Origin of the sequence: Brevibacillus massiliensis (assembly GCF_000311785.1) — a bacterium.
Classification (GTDB): Bacteria; Bacillota; Bacilli; order Brevibacillales; family Brevibacillaceae; genus Brevibacillus_C; species Brevibacillus_C massiliensis.
The window spans coordinates 125,379-140,929 of sequence record NZ_HE978541.1; the positions used below are offsets into that span (position 1 = coordinate 125,379).

The 15,551-nt window shown below is 54.3% G+C and carries 16 protein-coding genes; all 16 read left to right on the top strand.

Annotated elements, in window-relative coordinates; all coding sequences use genetic code 11:
- Positions 1 to 5: 5 nt before the first annotated feature.
- The 16 genes from HGBM_RS14830 to HGBM_RS14905 all read left to right on the top strand — a co-directional run bounded on the left by HGBM_RS14830 (position 6) and on the right by HGBM_RS14905 (position 15,510).
- Positions 6 to 1,322: an aspartate aminotransferase family protein gene (locus HGBM_RS14830; RefSeq protein ID WP_019121873.1), complete on the top strand. Its 1,317-nt coding sequence runs from the start codon at positions 6 to 8 to the stop codon at positions 1,320 to 1,322.
- A 37-nt stretch (positions 1,323 to 1,359) separates the two neighbouring features.
- On the top strand, positions 1,360 to 2,970 hold the full coding sequence (locus HGBM_RS14835; RefSeq protein ID WP_019121874.1) for an ABC transporter substrate-binding protein: 1,611 nt from the start codon (positions 1,360 to 1,362) through the stop codon (positions 2,968 to 2,970).
- Between the two features lie 158 nt (positions 2,971 to 3,128).
- Positions 3,129 to 4,319 (top strand): M20 family metallopeptidase, encoded by a 1,191-nt coding sequence (locus HGBM_RS14840; protein ID WP_019121875.1) that lies wholly within the window; start codon positions 3,129 to 3,131, stop codon positions 4,317 to 4,319.
- A 4-nt stretch (positions 4,320 to 4,323) separates the two neighbouring features.
- Positions 4,324 to 5,349, top strand: a complete 1,026-nt coding sequence (locus HGBM_RS14845) for an ABC transporter ATP-binding protein (RefSeq protein ID WP_019121876.1) — start codon at positions 4,324 to 4,326, stop codon at positions 5,347 to 5,349.
- Entirely contained in the window at positions 5,346 to 6,335 is a 990-nt protein-coding gene (locus tag HGBM_RS14850; RefSeq protein WP_019121877.1) for an ABC transporter ATP-binding protein, read from the top strand. The genes HGBM_RS14845 and HGBM_RS14850 overlap by 4 nt, the downstream gene beginning before the upstream one ends.
- A 16-nt stretch (positions 6,336 to 6,351) precedes the next feature.
- Positions 6,352 to 7,332 (top strand): ABC transporter permease, encoded by a 981-nt coding sequence (locus tag HGBM_RS14855; RefSeq protein WP_035287210.1) that lies wholly within the window; start codon positions 6,352 to 6,354, stop codon positions 7,330 to 7,332.
- An 89-nt stretch (positions 7,333 to 7,421) separates the two neighbouring features.
- Complete coding sequence (gene nikC / locus HGBM_RS14860; RefSeq protein WP_390620984.1) at positions 7,422 to 8,246, top strand: nickel transporter permease; 825 nt, start codon at positions 7,422 to 7,424, stop codon at positions 8,244 to 8,246.
- 262 nt (positions 8,247 to 8,508) lie between these two features.
- A complete protein-coding gene (locus tag HGBM_RS14865; RefSeq protein ID WP_019121880.1) occupies positions 8,509 to 9,762 on the top strand; it encodes an ABC transporter substrate-binding protein in 1,254 nt (417 codons plus the stop codon).
- A 90-nt stretch (positions 9,763 to 9,852) separates the two neighbouring features.
- A complete protein-coding gene (locus tag HGBM_RS14870) occupies positions 9,853 to 10,719 on the top strand; it encodes a branched-chain amino acid ABC transporter permease (protein ID WP_019121881.1) in 867 nt (288 codons plus the stop codon).
- Positions 10,719 to 11,699, top strand: a complete 981-nt coding sequence (locus HGBM_RS14875; RefSeq protein ID WP_019121882.1) for a branched-chain amino acid ABC transporter permease — start codon at positions 10,719 to 10,721, stop codon at positions 11,697 to 11,699. Before HGBM_RS14870 ends, HGBM_RS14875 begins: the two co-directional genes overlap by 1 nt.
- A gap of 33 nt (positions 11,700 to 11,732) precedes the next feature.
- Positions 11,733 to 12,527 (top strand): ABC transporter ATP-binding protein, encoded by a 795-nt coding sequence (locus tag HGBM_RS14880; protein WP_035287213.1) that lies wholly within the window; start codon positions 11,733 to 11,735, stop codon positions 12,525 to 12,527.
- A complete protein-coding gene (locus HGBM_RS14885) occupies positions 12,528 to 13,229 on the top strand; it encodes an ABC transporter ATP-binding protein (protein WP_019121884.1) in 702 nt (233 codons plus the stop codon).
- 142 nt (positions 13,230 to 13,371) lie between these two features.
- Positions 13,372 to 14,307, top strand: a complete 936-nt coding sequence (locus HGBM_RS14890; protein WP_019121885.1) for a Phenylacetic acid catabolic protein — start codon at positions 13,372 to 13,374, stop codon at positions 14,305 to 14,307.
- Positions 14,307 to 14,633, top strand: coding sequence for a metal-sulfur cluster assembly factor (locus HGBM_RS14895; protein WP_019121886.1), 327 nt, complete (start codon positions 14,307 to 14,309; stop codon positions 14,631 to 14,633). Before HGBM_RS14890 ends, HGBM_RS14895 begins: the two co-directional genes overlap by 1 nt.
- Positions 14,630 to 14,863 (top strand): hypothetical protein, encoded by a 234-nt coding sequence (locus tag HGBM_RS14900; RefSeq protein WP_019121887.1) that lies wholly within the window; start codon positions 14,630 to 14,632, stop codon positions 14,861 to 14,863. The genes HGBM_RS14895 and HGBM_RS14900 overlap by 4 nt, the downstream gene beginning before the upstream one ends.
- The gene (locus HGBM_RS14905) at positions 14,863 to 15,510 is read left to right on the top strand and encodes a Phenylacetic acid catabolic protein (RefSeq protein ID WP_019121888.1); all 648 of its coding nucleotides are present in this window, start codon (positions 14,863 to 14,865) and stop codon (positions 15,508 to 15,510) included. Before HGBM_RS14900 ends, HGBM_RS14905 begins: the two co-directional genes overlap by 1 nt.
- Positions 15,511 to 15,551 lie beyond the last annotated feature (41 nt).

Sequence of the window (15,551 nt, forward strand, 5' to 3'; positions counted from 1 at the left end):
AACATATGTCCAGAGATTGGAGCGATCTCATCAAGAAAATGCCAAAACGGCTGGCGCCAAGTATGGCAAAAGATCATCCCAATCTTCCCGTCATCAAGGAAGAAGGATGCTATTATTACGGACTGGATGGTAAGAAGTACCTTGACTTTACGTCAGGCATTGCAGTGGCCAATACCGGACATCGGCACCCTAAGATCGTCCAGGCTATAAAAGAGGCGGCAGATCAACTGACGCACGGTCCATCGGGTGTAATCATTTACGAGTCGATCTTGCGGTTGGCTGACGAGCTGGCAGAGATTTTGCCGGGGAATCTGGATTGCTTTTTCTTTGCCAACAGCGGAACCGAAGCGGTAGAAGGGGCTATCAAACTGGCGAAATATGTAACCCGGCGTCCTTACGTCGTTTCCTTTATCGGATGTTTTCACGGCCGCTCGCTGGGCGCTTTAAGCGTTACCAGTTCAAAAAGCAAGTATCGCAAATACGTGCAGCCGTCTCATTTGACGTACCAGCTGCCCTATGCAAACACTGCGGAATGTCCGCCTGGCATGGACGCTGAAACGTACTGTATCGAAAAGCTGGAGAAGGATTTTGCGACGTTATTCAAGCACCAGGTTACGCCTGAAGAGGTTGCCTGCGTCATTGTCGAACCGGTGCTGGGCGAAGGCGGCTATATCATACCGCCAAAGGGCTGGCTGCACAAGCTGAGGGAAATCTGCAACCGGTATCAGATCCTGCTTATTTTTGACGAAGTGCAGACAGGATTTGGTCGGACAGGCGAGTGGTTTGCTGCTCAAACTTTCGGTGTAACACCGGACATTATGGCCATCGCCAAAGGAATCGCTTCCGGACTGCCGCTCAGTGCAACTGTAGCTTCACAGGAACTGATGCAGCAGTGGCCGCTGGGATCGCACGGGACGACGTTTGGCGGCAATCCTATTGCATGCTCGGTAGCACTGGCAACGCTTGCGGTGATCAAAGAGGAGAGGCTGATTGAAAACGCCAGGGAAATGGGTGCGTATGCGGTGGAAAAGCTGCAGCAGTTGAAAGCGAAACACCCGCTGATCGGCAGCATCCGCGCAGTAGGGCTGATGATCGGGATCGAGATTGTCGACCCGGTCACAAAAGCGCCGGATGGCGATGCGTTGATAAAAATTCTTGACATCGCCTTGCGCAAAGGTGTGTTGTTTTACTTGTGCGGAAATCATGGGGAAGTCATTCGGATGGTACCGCCTCTGACCGTTTCAAAGGAACAAATCGATGAAGGACTGCGCCTGTTGGACGAGGCGATGACAGAATTTGAAACAAGCCAAGTGCTTGCATAATTAATATCCAGAGAAAATTCGAGGGGGATTTACGGTAGTGAGAAAAACAGCTAGCAAATGGACTGCAGCCGCCCTTGCATTCGGGCTGCTGTTGGCAGGATGTTCATCGGGTGGAAATACGCCGAGCGGCGCGGCAGGGGAAAAAGCCGACACTGGGAAGCCCAAGGATTTTGTCATGGGGATCGCCGCGGATGCGGTCACACTGGACCCGTCACTTCAATCCGATCTCGTTTCCATCACGATTACGTCGGAAATTTATGAAACGCTGGTCCGGTACAAGGCTGGTTCATCCGAGTTGGAATCGGATCTGGCGACCAGCTGGGAAGCTTCTCCCGATGGATTATCGTGGACGTTCCATTTGGCGAAAGACGTCAAATTCCACGATGGCACTCCGTTTAACGCGGATGCTTTCATCTTTAATTTTGAACGCTGGTGGGACGAGAAAAACCCGTACCACAAAGGAGATTTCTCTCCCTTCCAGGCCGATTTCGGCGGATTCAAAGACAGTGAAACGTGCGTAGTCAAAGATGTGCAGAAGATTGATGACGATACGGTTCAAATCAATTTGAAACAGCCGTTTTCGCCTCTGCTCGCCATTTTGTCGCAAACCGAATACGGAATTGCTTCGCCTGAAGCGATCAAAAAGCATAACGGGGATATCCTCAAAACGCCTGTGGGAACCGGGGCGTTTAAGTTCGTCAGCTGGACGCCGGGCGACAAGATTGTTTTGGAGAAAAACCAGGACTACAGACAGCCGGGCATGCCGAAGCTGGACAAGCTTATTTTCCAAGTAATTAAGGACAATACAGCCAGACTTAACGCGCTGCGGGCAGGGCAAATTGATTTAATGGACGGCCTGAGCCCCTCTGACGCTGCTTCCGTAAAGAGCGATGCAAAATTGCAATTGTACGAAACGCCGAGCAACAATGTCGGGTATCTGGCGATGAATAACTTGAAGCCGCCGTTTGACAATCCGAAAGTGCGCCAGGCGATCAACATGGCCATTGACAAACAAGCGCTGATTGATGCGTACTACTACGGGTTGGCTGAACCGGCCGTCACGGTGCTTCCTTCAAAAAACTGGGCGTTTCATACGGATTTGAATGACTACGAAGTAAATGTGGAAAAGGCGAAAGAGCTGTTGAAAGAAGCAGGGTACCCCAACGGCTTCTCGACAGAGCTGTGGGCAATGCCCGTTGCCCGCCCATATATGCCGCAGCCGGAACAAATTGCAACCGTCCTGCAGGCTGACCTGAAGAAGATCGGCATCGATGCGAAGATCGTGACAATGGACTGGGCGACGTACACGCAAAAAATGAAAAACGGCGAACACACCATGGGCCTGATGGGATGGGCACCTGGTACGTGGGATCCGTCAAATTTGCTGTACACGCTCTTGCACAGCAGCAATGCCAAACCGCCGGCTCTCAACCTTTCGTTTTATAAGAATCCGCAGGTCGATACACTGCTTGAAAACGCGCTGAAGGAAACGGATCAAACAAAGGCGGCGGAACTGTACAAGCAGGCGCAACAGATCATCCACGACGATGCGCCGATGGTACCGCTCGTGCACACCAAACCTGTCCTCGCCGGGGCGAGTTACGTCAAGGACTTTGTGCCCAGTCCGGTGGGGACTCCGCAATTCTGAACGGTAGATATCGAGAAGTAATGAAATCAATTGAGTTGAAATGAAAAGGGCCGAGCTATTTCAAATCATCCATGCAGGGTAAGCGGGCCGCCGCTGCTTCTGCCGGGGATTCGGAAATGGCCCTTTTCATTTCAAGAGCGCGCAAAGGAGAATGCGAGATGCAAATAACAAGCGATACCATTGCGGAATATGCGGATCAGGTAATAGACGATGTGATCAAGTGGCGGCGATATCTCCACCAGAACCCCGAGTTATCGTTTCATGAAGTGAACACGGCTCAATTCGTCTTTGACACATTGCAATCATTTGGTGAACTTGAGCTTTCTAGGCCGACCAGGACAAGTGTGATGGCGCGGCTGATCGGGCCTAATCCGGGGAAGACGCTGGCATTGCGCGCAGATATGGACGCCTTGCCCATCACGGAGGAGACGGGCTTGCCGTTCGCTTCGCAAAATCCTGGAGTCATGCATGCGTGCGGCCATGACGGACATACGGCCATTTTGTTGGGCACCGCAAAAATTTTGGCCGGAATGAAGGAGCAGATCAACGGGGAGGTGCGGTTTTTATTCCAACATGGGGAAGAACAGTTTCCCGGCGGCGCCCAGGAGATGGTCAAGGCAGGGTGCATGGACGGCGTCGACATGGTGATCGGCCTGCACCTCGATTCACAGCGGGAGACCGGGCAAATCGCTCTCTTGAGCGGTCCGTACTACGCCGCACCGGATTCGTTCGAGATTACAGTCATCGGGAAAGGCGGTCATGCTGCTTATCCGCATGAAACAGTCGACAGTGTCGCCGTGGCGGCTCAGGTGATCACAAATTTGCAGCAGATTGTATCGCGAACGACCAACCCTCTCGATTCGCTCGTCTTGTCGGTAAGCACGATTGCCGGAGGACAAGCCCATAATGTCATCCCCGGGAAAGTCACGATGACCGGCACCGTGAGAAGCTTTCAGCCGGCGTTTCGCCAATCTGTGCCTGAGCGGATGGAAGCGGTCATCAGAGGTGTGACCGCCGCTCATGGAGCATCATATGAATTTCGCTATACGAGAGGATACGACCCGGTGATTAACGACGAAAAATTGACCAATCTGGTCCGGGCTACGCTGGTCAGCGTGTTTGGCGAGGAAGCCCTTCCGCCAGTAGAGCGACAGATGGGCGGTGAGGATTTCTCCGCCTATTTGCAAAAGGCCCCGGGAACGTTTTTTGATATCGGTGCCGGCAATGTTGCGAAAGGAATCGTCGCTCCGCACCATCACCCGCGCTTTACGATCGACGAGGATGCGCTGTTGATCGGTGTGAAGGCGTTCGTGAACATAGCTTACAACCTGCTAAATCGAAAGGATTGAACCGATGAAGCCGATACTGGAAGTCCGCGGATTGAAAACCCACTTTTTTACCGATGCGGGTGTTGTTCGTTCTGTTGATGGCGTTGATTTTACGATCAAGCAGGGCGAAATTCTCGGGATTGTCGGCGAATCGGGGTGCGGCAAAAGCGTTACCTCCCTGTCCATCATGAGGCTGATCCCTTCCCCCCCCGGTAAGACGGTAGGCGGCGAGATCATGTTTCAGGGGAAGAACCTGCTGGCCGTGTCAGAAAAGGAAATGCGCTCCATTCGCGGCAATGAGATCGCCATGATCTTTCAGGAGCCGATGACCAGCTTGAATCCCGCTTTTCGCATCGGAGCGCAAATCTGTGAAGCGATTCAACTACACTTGGGCATTGGCCGCAGCCAGGCCAGACAGCGAGCTGTTGAGCTGCTGCGCGAAGTAGGCATTCCGCGGCCCGAACAACTGATTTTTGAATATCCGCATCAACTCTCCGGGGGAATGCGACAGCGTGTGATGATCGCCATGGCCATGGCTTGCAGGCCAAAACTGCTCATCGCCGACGAACCGACAACGGCCCTGGATGTAACGATTCAAGCGCAGATATTGACTCTTATGCGGCGAATCCGGGATGAAGCCGGTACCTCGATCATGCTGATTACCCACGATTTGGGCGTAGTTGCGGAGACGTGCGACCGGGTGGTGGTGATGTACGCGGGAAAGGTGATCGAAGAGGCGGATGTGAAGACACTGTTTAAAAATCCGAAACATCCTTACACCCAGGGGTTGCTGCAATCCGTTCCGAAGCTGAAAGGGCCGCGCGAAAGACTGTACTCCATTCCCGGCAGCATTCCGGTACCTCACGCAATGCCGAAAGGGTGCAAATTTGCCCCGCGATGTCCACTTGCCGGACAAGCGTGTTGGGAATCGGAACCGGAGTTGCTTGGCGTGGACGAGCGTACACTCCACCACGTTCGGTGCTGGTTGCACCACGACTCGCGATCCGCAGCCGATCTGGTCAAAACCGCCGGCAAAGGGGGAACGACATGAACAAGACTTTGCTAGAAGTGAAGGATTTAACGAAATACTACCCGATTCGCGGCGGATTGTTTCAGCGCAATAAGCAATACGTCAAGGCTGTTGACGGTGTTACTTTCAGCATCCGGGAAGGGGAAACGTTTGGCCTCGTAGGAGAGAGCGGGTGCGGGAAATCGACTACGGGCAGGAGCATCCTGCGCCTGATTGAGCCGACGTCTGGAAAGGTTTACTTTGACGGCCGGGAGATTACCAAACTGAATCATCAAGAACTGCGGAACATTCGCAAAGACATGCAAATTATCTTTCAGGATCCTTATGCTTCTTTGAATCCGCGGATGACAATTGGGAAAATGATGGAAGAGCCAATGATCGTCCACGGAATTTCCGATAAGTCGCTGCGGCGACAGAAGGTCCGGGAAATGCTGGAAGTCGTTGGACTTAACGCCGAACACGGCGACCGCTACCCCCATGAATTCAGCGGCGGACAGAGGCAGCGCGTCGGAATTGCCAGGGCGTTGATGCACCAGCCCAAGCTGATCGTAGCGGACGAACCTGTCTCCGCTCTCGATGTCAGCGTGCAGTCACAGGTGCTGAACCTGCTGCAAGACCTGCAGGAGACTTTTCGCTTGACCTATCTGTTTATTTCCCATGATTTAAGCGTCGTCAGATATATTTGCGACCGTATCGGAGTGATGTACCTCGGCAGAATGGTCGAATTGGGCGAGCGGGACGCCCTCTATGACCGCCCGCTTCACCCCTATACGCAAGCACTGCTCTCGGCGGCTCCGATTCCCGACCCCGAGGCGCTGCGGGAGCGGATCGTACTGCAAGGGGATGTGCCAAACCCGGCCAACCCGCCTGTCGGCTGTGCTTTTCACCCGCGCTGCCCTTATGCCGTGGAAACGTGCAGGACCACCCGTCCGGCCTTTAGAGAAGCGGAGTCCGGGCGGTTTGTGGCCTGTCATTTGTACGAAACAGGTGGTGAGCCGGTTGCTTAAATACGTGTTGCAACGAATGGGACATCTGATTCCTGTTTTATTTGGCATGTCGATCATCGTCTTTTCGATCATCCACGCAATCCCTGGCGATCCGGCCGAAGTTATTTTAGGGCAAAGGGCGGATCCGGAAGCAATTAAAACGTTGCGGGCGCAATTAGGACTGGATCAGCCTTTACATGTGCAATATTTCCATTTTTTAGAGCGTATCCTGCAAGGGGATCTGGGCACATCCATGGTAACCAAACAGCCGATTGTCGAGGAAATGGTTCCCTATCTCGCGGCAACTGCCGAGTTGGCTATCTTCAGCATGATCATCGCGGTCATTTTCGGTGTCAACCTGGGGATTCTCTCGGCCTGGAGACGTAACACATGGCTTGACAACGGGGCGATGGCGCTGGCTCTCGTCGGTGTGTCAATGCCGATCTTCTGGTTAGGCCTCGTGGAACAATGGTTGTTCAGCGTCAAACTTGACTGGCTGCCGGTGTTGGGTCGAGCCGATGTTCGCGATACGATCACCCCGATTACCCATTTTTACCTGATCGATACGTTGCTGGCTGGCAATACCGGGCAGTTCTGGTCTGTCCTGAAACATATCATTTTACCGGGAATTGCCCTGGCAACGATCCCAACCGCGATTATTGCCCGGATGACGCGCGCGAGCATGCTGGAGGTGCTCAAGCATGAATACATTCGGACCGCTCGGGCAAAAGGGCTGCACGATTTTTTCGTCGTCTACAAGCATGCGTTGAAAAACGCGTTTGCCCCTGTTTTAACGGTAATCGGCTTACAGCTCGGGACGCTGCTGGGCGGAGCCGTTCTGACCGAGACGATCTTTGGCTGGCCCGGAGTCGGACTCTACTTGTTTAATGCGATCGGCGCCCGCGATTATGCCGTCATCCAATCGGGGATCCTCGTGTTGGCAACGATTTATATCGTCGTAAACCTGATCGTCGATTTGCTCTACGCTTATTTCGATCCAAGGATCCAGTACAAATAGGGAGGTGATTGGGGATGCAAACAGATCGTGTGCACGCAAATCAGAGTGTTTCAATCAACTCCAATTACCAGAAGGCCAGGTCGCCTTGGATGGAAGGATGGAGGCGTTTGCGAAAGCAAAAGGCAGCGCTCATCGGCGGCGGCATCGTCATCCTCTTCGTCCTGATCGGACTGTTGGCGCCTGTCCTCGCTCCGTATGATCCGACTGAACAAAACTTGAAGATCAATTTGCAGCCGCCGTCAAGCGATCATTGGCTTGGGACGGATGATGCGGGCCGGGACGTCTTTTCCCGCTTATTGTACGGAGCGCGCATCTCATTGACGATAGGCTTCTTTTCTGTCATCGGATCGCTTGTGATTGGCGGTTTGCTCGGTCTTTTGGCAGGTTATTTCGGCAAGTGGATCGACACGCTGATCTCCCGCTTGTTTGACATGATGCTGGCTTTTCCCAGCATTCTGCTGGCGATTGCGATCGTGGCCATTCTCGGACCGGGCTTGTTTAATGCCTTGCTTGCCATAGCCATTATCAACATACCGACATTTGGCCGACTGATTCGCTCCAGAGTGCTCAGTGTAAAACAGGAAGAGTATATTATGGCTGCCAGGGCACAGGGAATGACCCAGTGGCGGTTGATCTTTCGGCATGTGCTGCCTAACAGTTGGGTGCCGTTAATCGTCCAGGGGACACTGGGAATCGGTACCGCGGTTTTGGACGCCGCAGCTTTGGGCTTTCTTGGGCTGGGAGCGCAACCTCCTGACGCGGAATGGGGAAAGATGCTGTCCGATGCGAAGGGGTACATCACGAATGCCCCGTGGCTGATGCTCTGCCCGGGGATTGCCATCATGCTGAGCGTTTTAGGCTTTAACATGTTTGGCGATGGACTGCGTGATGCGCTTGATCCGAAAGAGCGGTAGGAAGATCCTGGGACGGGCTTGCCCGTCTCTTTTTTTTGTTTGATATATTACGTAATTTTAACGATCATATAATTATCAGCATTATGTTTTTATTACGAACATTAAAAAAATCTTTGTAAAAATCAGATGCAGAATATATAATACTATTTGAATATATTGATATTCCAGAATTTTGAGGAGGGGGCGCACAGAGACTAGAAAGAGGGCAGCAGATCATACCTGCTTTGTTCAGCACAAAGTATTTGATTGACGGGGTGAGAAAATGAGAAAAACCAAAATTGTAATCGCTTTCTTGCTGGTTTTAAGTATGGCCCTGCTGTCAGCCTGCGGCCAGTCCGCCACCGCTCCGGTTTCGGGGTCGGAGAACAAGCCCCAGGGCGAGGCCCCTGCCGCCGGCGGAGACAAGGCGCCCGCGAATCAGGCACCGGTAAAAATCGGTGCGATTCTCCCGTATTCCGGCGTCTACGCCTCTTTGGGCGAGAACCTGACGAGAGGATTGGAATTGTACTTTGACACGGTCAATTGGGAAGCGGGCGGAAGAAAAATCGAACTCATCAAAGAGGATGAGGAAAACGATCCGCAGGCCGCCCTGCGCAAGCTCCGCAAACTGGTCGAAAAGGATCAAATCGACTTCCTGACCGGTCCGGTCAGCACAGCGGTTGCCTACGCGCTGCGCGATGAAGTGGACAGCAAGAAAATCCCCTTCCTCGTCTCGCATGCCGGCGGCAACGATCTGACCAGAAGCAAAGGCAGCAATTACATCTGGAGATCGTCTTTCAGCTCGTGGCAGATCGGCCACTCGATGGGAAAATACGCCTATGACCATATCTCCAAGAAGATGTACCTGGTCGCTGCCGACTACGCGTTCGGACACGAGGTCGTAACCGCTTTCAAAGAGGCCTATACAGCGGCTGGCGGCGAAATTACCGGAGAAGTCTTCCCGCCGCTCGGTTCCAACGACTACGCCTCGTATCTGACCCAGATCAAGGGAGCCAACCCGGAAGCCGTCTACGCTTTCTTCGCGGGCAGCGACGCCGTTCGCTTCGTCCAGCAGTACGAGCAGTACGGGCTGAAAGGCAAAATCCCGCTCGTCGGCTCCGGGTGGTTGAACGCCGAGGATATCCGTCCGGCCCAGGGCAGCTCGCCGGAAGGGATCATCAGCACGATGTTCTGGGATTACCACCTGGATACGCCGGAGAACAAAGCTTTTATCGAAGCCTACGAGAAGAAGTACAACCAGCGCCCGAGCATTGAGTCGATTGAAGGCTACGATGCGGGGCGGATCATCGCAGAGGTGTTGAACAGCCTGAACGGCGATACCTCTGATAAGCAAAAAGTAACGGAAGCATTCGGGAAAGTCGCCTTTACCAGCCCGCGCGGACCGATCAAATTCGATCCCAAGACCCATCACATCATCCAGCAGCTGTACGTCATCCAAACCGAATTGAAAGATGGCAAAACGGAAAACAAAGTGATTGACACGATCGGCGAGGTCCAGGATCCCGGAGTGCAGTAACCGACTACCAACGCATCAACAGGGCCCTCTGTGCAGCGCACAGGGGGACCGCTGCCAGTCTCATAGCTCGATGAGGGAGATGGATTACTCTTGGATATTTTGGCAATTCAACTGGTCAACGGTTTGTCATATGGTCTGCTCCTGTTCATGATCACAAGCGGCTTATCGCTGATCTTCGGAATCATGGGCGTGCTGAATCTGGCCCACGGCTCGCTCTACATGGTTGGAGCTTATCTGGCGCTTGGCATAACCAAGCACGTGGCCCCCAGCTTCTTTGCTGCCCTGCTCTTGGCTCCGCTGCTGGTGGCGCTGTTTTCCGTCATCCTGGAGGTGGGGCTGCTTCGGCCCACTTATCGTCTGGGTCATTTGTCGCAAGTGCTGCTCACTTTTGGATTGGCGTACGTCGTCCACGACCTGGTCCGCTGGATCTGGGGCTCCAGCGTGCAATCCCTGTCCATCCCTGCGTCCCTTGGCAGTTCTGTCGAGTTGTTCGGCCAGACCTTCCCGATCTATCGCCTGGCAGTGATGGGCTTTGGACTCATCGTCGCAGCCGCCATGTGGTTCTTCCAGGAAAAAACCCGCTGGGGGGCGATTATCCGGGCCGGGCTGTCCAACAGAGAGATGGTGGGCGGGCTGGGGATCAATATCACCGTGGTGTTCACCGTTGTCTTTGCCATCGGAGGGCTCTTGGCCGGCATCGGGGGAGTGGCCGCGGCGCCCATTCTCGGTCTGTTTCCCGGGATGGAATTCGAGGTGCTGATCCTCGCGCTGGTCATTTTGGTCGTCGGCGGACTGGGATCCATTACCGGGACTTTGGCCGCCAGTATGATCATCGGAGTGGTGGACACGTTTGGCAAAGTGATGTTCCCGCAGCTCAGCTTGATGATCATTTTTGGGTTAATGGCACTTGTGCTGATCGTGAAACCAACCGGATTGCTCGGAAAGCAGGTGAACTGATGGAAAGTCAAAAGATAAAGACGGGCAGCCTGGCTGCTGTCCTGCTGCTGTGCCTGGTTCCGTTCCTTTCCTCCGATTATTTCACGGGCATCATGGCCGAAATCCTGATTTTCGGCATTTTTGCCGCCAGCTTGAACCTTTTGGTCGGATACACGGGGCTTGTCTCTCTTGGGCATGCCGCGTTTTTCGGGGTGGGGGCGTACACCTCCAGCCTGGTCGCGATTCACCTCTCCGCCAACCTGTTTGTCTCTTTGATCTCCGGGCTGCTCGTTTCGCTTGTCGCAGCCGGGATCGTCGGATTTTTCTGCAACAGGGTGAGCGGGTTCTACTTCCTGATGCTGACGTTGGCGTTTTCCCAGATGATCTACGCGCTTGTCTACCGCTGGGGCAGCTTGACGGGCGGGGATAACGGCTTGTCCGGGGTACCGAAGCCGACGCTTGCCGGAGGGGTTGCGTTGGACAGTTCCAGCTCGCTCTACTTTTTGATCCTGATTCTGTTTGTCCTGGTGATGGCGGGGCTGCGCCTGTTCGTCCGCTCGCCGCTGGGACAAATCCTCGTCGGCATTCGCGAAAACGAAACGAGAATGAAATCGATGGGTTACAACACCACTTTCTATAAAAATGTGTCCTTTGTTTTGGCCGGCGGAATCGGCGGCATCGCCGGTGCGCTGTACTCCTACTTCAACGGATTCGTCTCACCGAAAGACATCTACTGGACGATGTCCGGGGAAGTGCTGATCATGGTGCTGATCGGGGGAGCCGGTACCCTTTTGGGACCTGTTTTTGGAGCCGCTTTTATCGTCATCCTGGAGACGATCATTAGCTCCTATACCGATCTTTGGATGCTGATCGTCGGCACCACGTTCATTCTTTTCGTCATTTTTATCCCCAAGGGAATCGTCGGTCTGGAATCTGTTTGGCGCAAGTCCGCAAAAGCGAGGGCACCGGTGCAAACGGAGAGCCCGGAGTCAGTATCTTGAATGGAACGTCAGAGTAAACGGGGGATGGAAGCGATGACAAAACCAGCGTATCAGAGCGCAACTGTAACTGAAACGCCCGCCTTGCGCGTGGAAGGGTTGGGCAAGCGGTTTGGCGGGTTGGAAATCCTGAAAGACTTGTCGTTTACGATCGCCAAGGGAGAACGGCGGGCGTTTATCGGGCCGAATGGCGCCGGCAAGTCGACGCTGTTTAACATGATCGCGGGCGATTTGGCGCCAAGCTGCGGGGAAGTAACCTACTTCGGCGAAAACATCTCCCGGGTGCCGGGTTACCAGCGGGTGCGCAAAGGGATGGTCAGAACCTTTCAGAAGAACAACTTGTTGAATGAACTGACCGTCCAGGACAACCTGCTGTTGGTCCTGCAGATGAAGGCCGGGCTGGAGCATGTGTGGTATCGTCCGCGGCTGGCAAAGCATTTTCCGGACATATACGAGCGTGCCGACCGGCTGCTGGAGACATGGGGGCTGGCAGACCGCAGGAATGCGGTGGTAAAAAACCTGTCCTACGGCGAACAGCGCCAGGTCGAGATCCTCTTGGGAATCGCGACGGAGCCGCGGATCTTGCTGCTGGATGAACCGACTGCCGGGATGTCCAATTCCGAGACGCAGTACATTTTGCGATTGCTGCAGCAATTGCCCAAGGATCTGACTCTCTTGATCATCGAACACGACATGGACGTCGTCTTCGGACTGGCCGATAGGGTCACGGTGCTCCATAACGGCGGCATCCTGCTGGAAGGGGACCCGCAGGCGATCCAAACCGACCCGCGTGTCTATGAAATCTACTTCGGCCAGGAAGGGGTGCTGTAGATGCTGCAGGTGGAACAGATTCACACGTATTATGGAGACAGCCACGTCCTGCACGGCATCTCCCTATCCGTCGAGAAAGGGAGTTTGGCCGTGCTGCTTGGCCGCAACGGCATGGGCAAGACGACGACGATTCGTTCCATTATCGGCTTCACTGCCCCCCGGACGGGCAAAATCCGCTTTCAGGGCAAAGAGATTCAACACTTGCCGTCCTATAAAATCGCCAAGCTGGGCATCGGCTTGTCGCCCCAGGGCAGGGGGATCTTCCCCAATTTGACGGTCAAGGAAAACCTGACCGTGGCGGCCAGGGGAAGCTCAGCAGACGGCTGGACGCTGGAAAAAATATACGAACTGTTTCCCCGCTTGCGGGAGCGCTCCGCTTCGATGGGCGGCAACCTGAGCGGCGGTGAACAGCAGATGCTCTCGATCGGCAGAGCGCTGATGACCAATCCCGATCTGCTGCTTCTCGACGAGCCGTCAGAAGGGCTTTCGCCGATCATGGTGCAGGAAGTGATGGCGATCATCTCGCGGCTGAAGGCCGAGGGCTTGTCGATGCTCATGGTCGAGCAGAATATCGCGATGGCGATGGGGGTGGCCGACCGGGTGTACATTCTCAGCAAGGGGCAAGTGGTCTTTGCAGGCACTCCCAACGAGCTGCGGGCGAATGATGAAGTAAAGAGCCAATATCTCGGGATGAACCACTGATGCGGGAGAACCTCTTGGGTAAGAGCTGCTTACTTGAGAGGTTTTTTTCTTTGCGAAAAAGAGACGCTTGACAGAAAACTTATAATATTTTAGTATTACGTTAAATAGACGATAATAATAAAAACGTAATGAGGTGGAGCGAATGGAACAGGCAGCTTTGCTGAAGGAGAAGGTTCATTCAGGTTTTATGGTCGAACGCATAGAGGACATGAACGATGAGTACCTGAAGGCGTTGAAGCAAACCTTGGTGATTGTCGGGGATACGGAATTGCTGAGCGTCCCGCCGCTCTTGACGGTCTATGACCAGGCGCCGACCTTGAACAGCAAGATTACGGCATTAGCCATTATGCAGGATGAGATCGGCCATGCCCATATTGCCTACCGATTGCTGAAGGACCTTGGCGAGGATGTCGACCAGCTTCTGTACGAACGTCCGGCCAACCGATGGAAAAATCCGTACGCCTTTGACTTTCCGCTGTCCAACTGGATTGAACTGGGCGTCTTCAACGCATTTTTTGACCGCGCCGGCTACACGCTGCTCGGAGATGCCTTCGAACACACGTCTTACGGCCCGTGGAAGCGAGCGCTGGTCAAGGTGGATAAAGAGGAACTGTTTCACCTGCGCAACGGAGAGATCATCATGAAGGCGGCGATGGAAAATCCCGAGACGCGGGAGCAGGTGCAGCAGGCAGCCGACTGGATGTTCTTGATGGGATTGGAGTTTTTCGGCGTCGCTGACGAACTGAAAAGCCGCTCGGCGCAATTGGACTACAAATTAAAAGGCCGGACCAACGACCAGCTTCGGCAAAAATGGCTGTCCACCTGTGTTCCGTTTTGCGAGTCGATCGGCGTAAAAGTACCGGCCCGATACGATGAGGAAGCACAGAAGTACGTCATCACGGTACCGTTCCCTTGCAAGTTTGACGTGGAAAACAAGCGCTGGCTCTTCGAACAGCCGGACACGTGGGACGGCGTCATCGCCCGCTTCAAGAAAAGAGGCCCGCTCAACGAAGAATTCGTTGCCCGCATTCAGCAGGGGGCCCACGAAATGGCCGATCTCCGAAAAGAGGTGGGATGATGGCTGAGGCGAAATTGGTGGAAAAACGCTGCTGGAAGGCCTTGAAGGAAGTGATGGACCCCGAGTTTCCCGTCAGTGTGGTCGACATGGGGTTGATCTACGGGATCGAGGAACAGGACGGAGTCGTCACGGTTACGATGACCTACACGGCCGTATCCTGTGCTTGCATGGAGTGGATCGAAGGAGATATCCGCAAGCGGCTGCTGCAGGAGGCGGGCGTGGAAGAGGTCGAGATCAACGTCGTCTGGGATCCGCCCTGGACGGTGGAGCGTCTCAGCCCGGAAGCCCGTGAAAAAATGAAGACCTGGGGGGTAAGCGCCCGATGAACAACAGAGTCAGCAGAAACGAGTACGACGTCTTTACGCGGATCAAACGCGGCGACAATCTCGTTCACATAGGAACAGTCGAAGCCGAGACCGATGATCTGGCCAAGGTGTACGCCACTTACATCTACGACGAGGAAGATTGGGTGGAGATGTGCGTGGTGCGCAGAGATCACATCGGATGGGTCAGACATCCGGAAGGGTTATTCAAGAAAGAGGAGGCGGGGGCATAATGGCAGAGCAGACAGCAGGACTTACATCTTTGGTCAATTTGATCGAGAGAATTGCTGATAACAAGTACGTACTCGGAGATCGCTTGGTCGAGGTGGGGATTAGCGGCCCCAACCTGGAAGCGACGCTTTCCGCGATCGCCATGGCCCAGGGAGAATTAGGCCATGCCCGGCTCTTGTACAACTGGTCGTTTGACTTGAAGGGACTGAAGGGCAAGAAACCGGAGATCGCGAGCCAATCGGGAAAGGCGTTTCCCCAGGTTGTCGCGATACGGAATTGGATCGAGCTGATCGCCGCCCTCTACACGGTCAACGTCGCGCTTGAGCTGGTGCTGAAAGCGCTGCTGGAGGCCAACCACGCAGATGTGGTGCACCGGATTCACAAGCTGCTCAAAGAACAGAAGGAACACATCATCTATTCCCGGGGCTGGGCCCAGCAGCTATTGGCGGACGGCGGAACCATCCCGGCAAGGTTTAACGAAAGCCTTGACAAGGTGCTTCCGCAAGCGGAGGCCTGGCTGCAAAGCGTGGAAGACTCGGCAGACCTCATCAGCAGCGGATATCTTCCAAGCGGGACGAACCTCGTCGCCTCGTTCCAAAAGCAAATCGCCGAATTGCGCAGCGCAAGGACGGCTGTCAATGCAGGCTGACCGAGATACTTCTGTCCACTGTCCCTTCTGTGACAAAACGG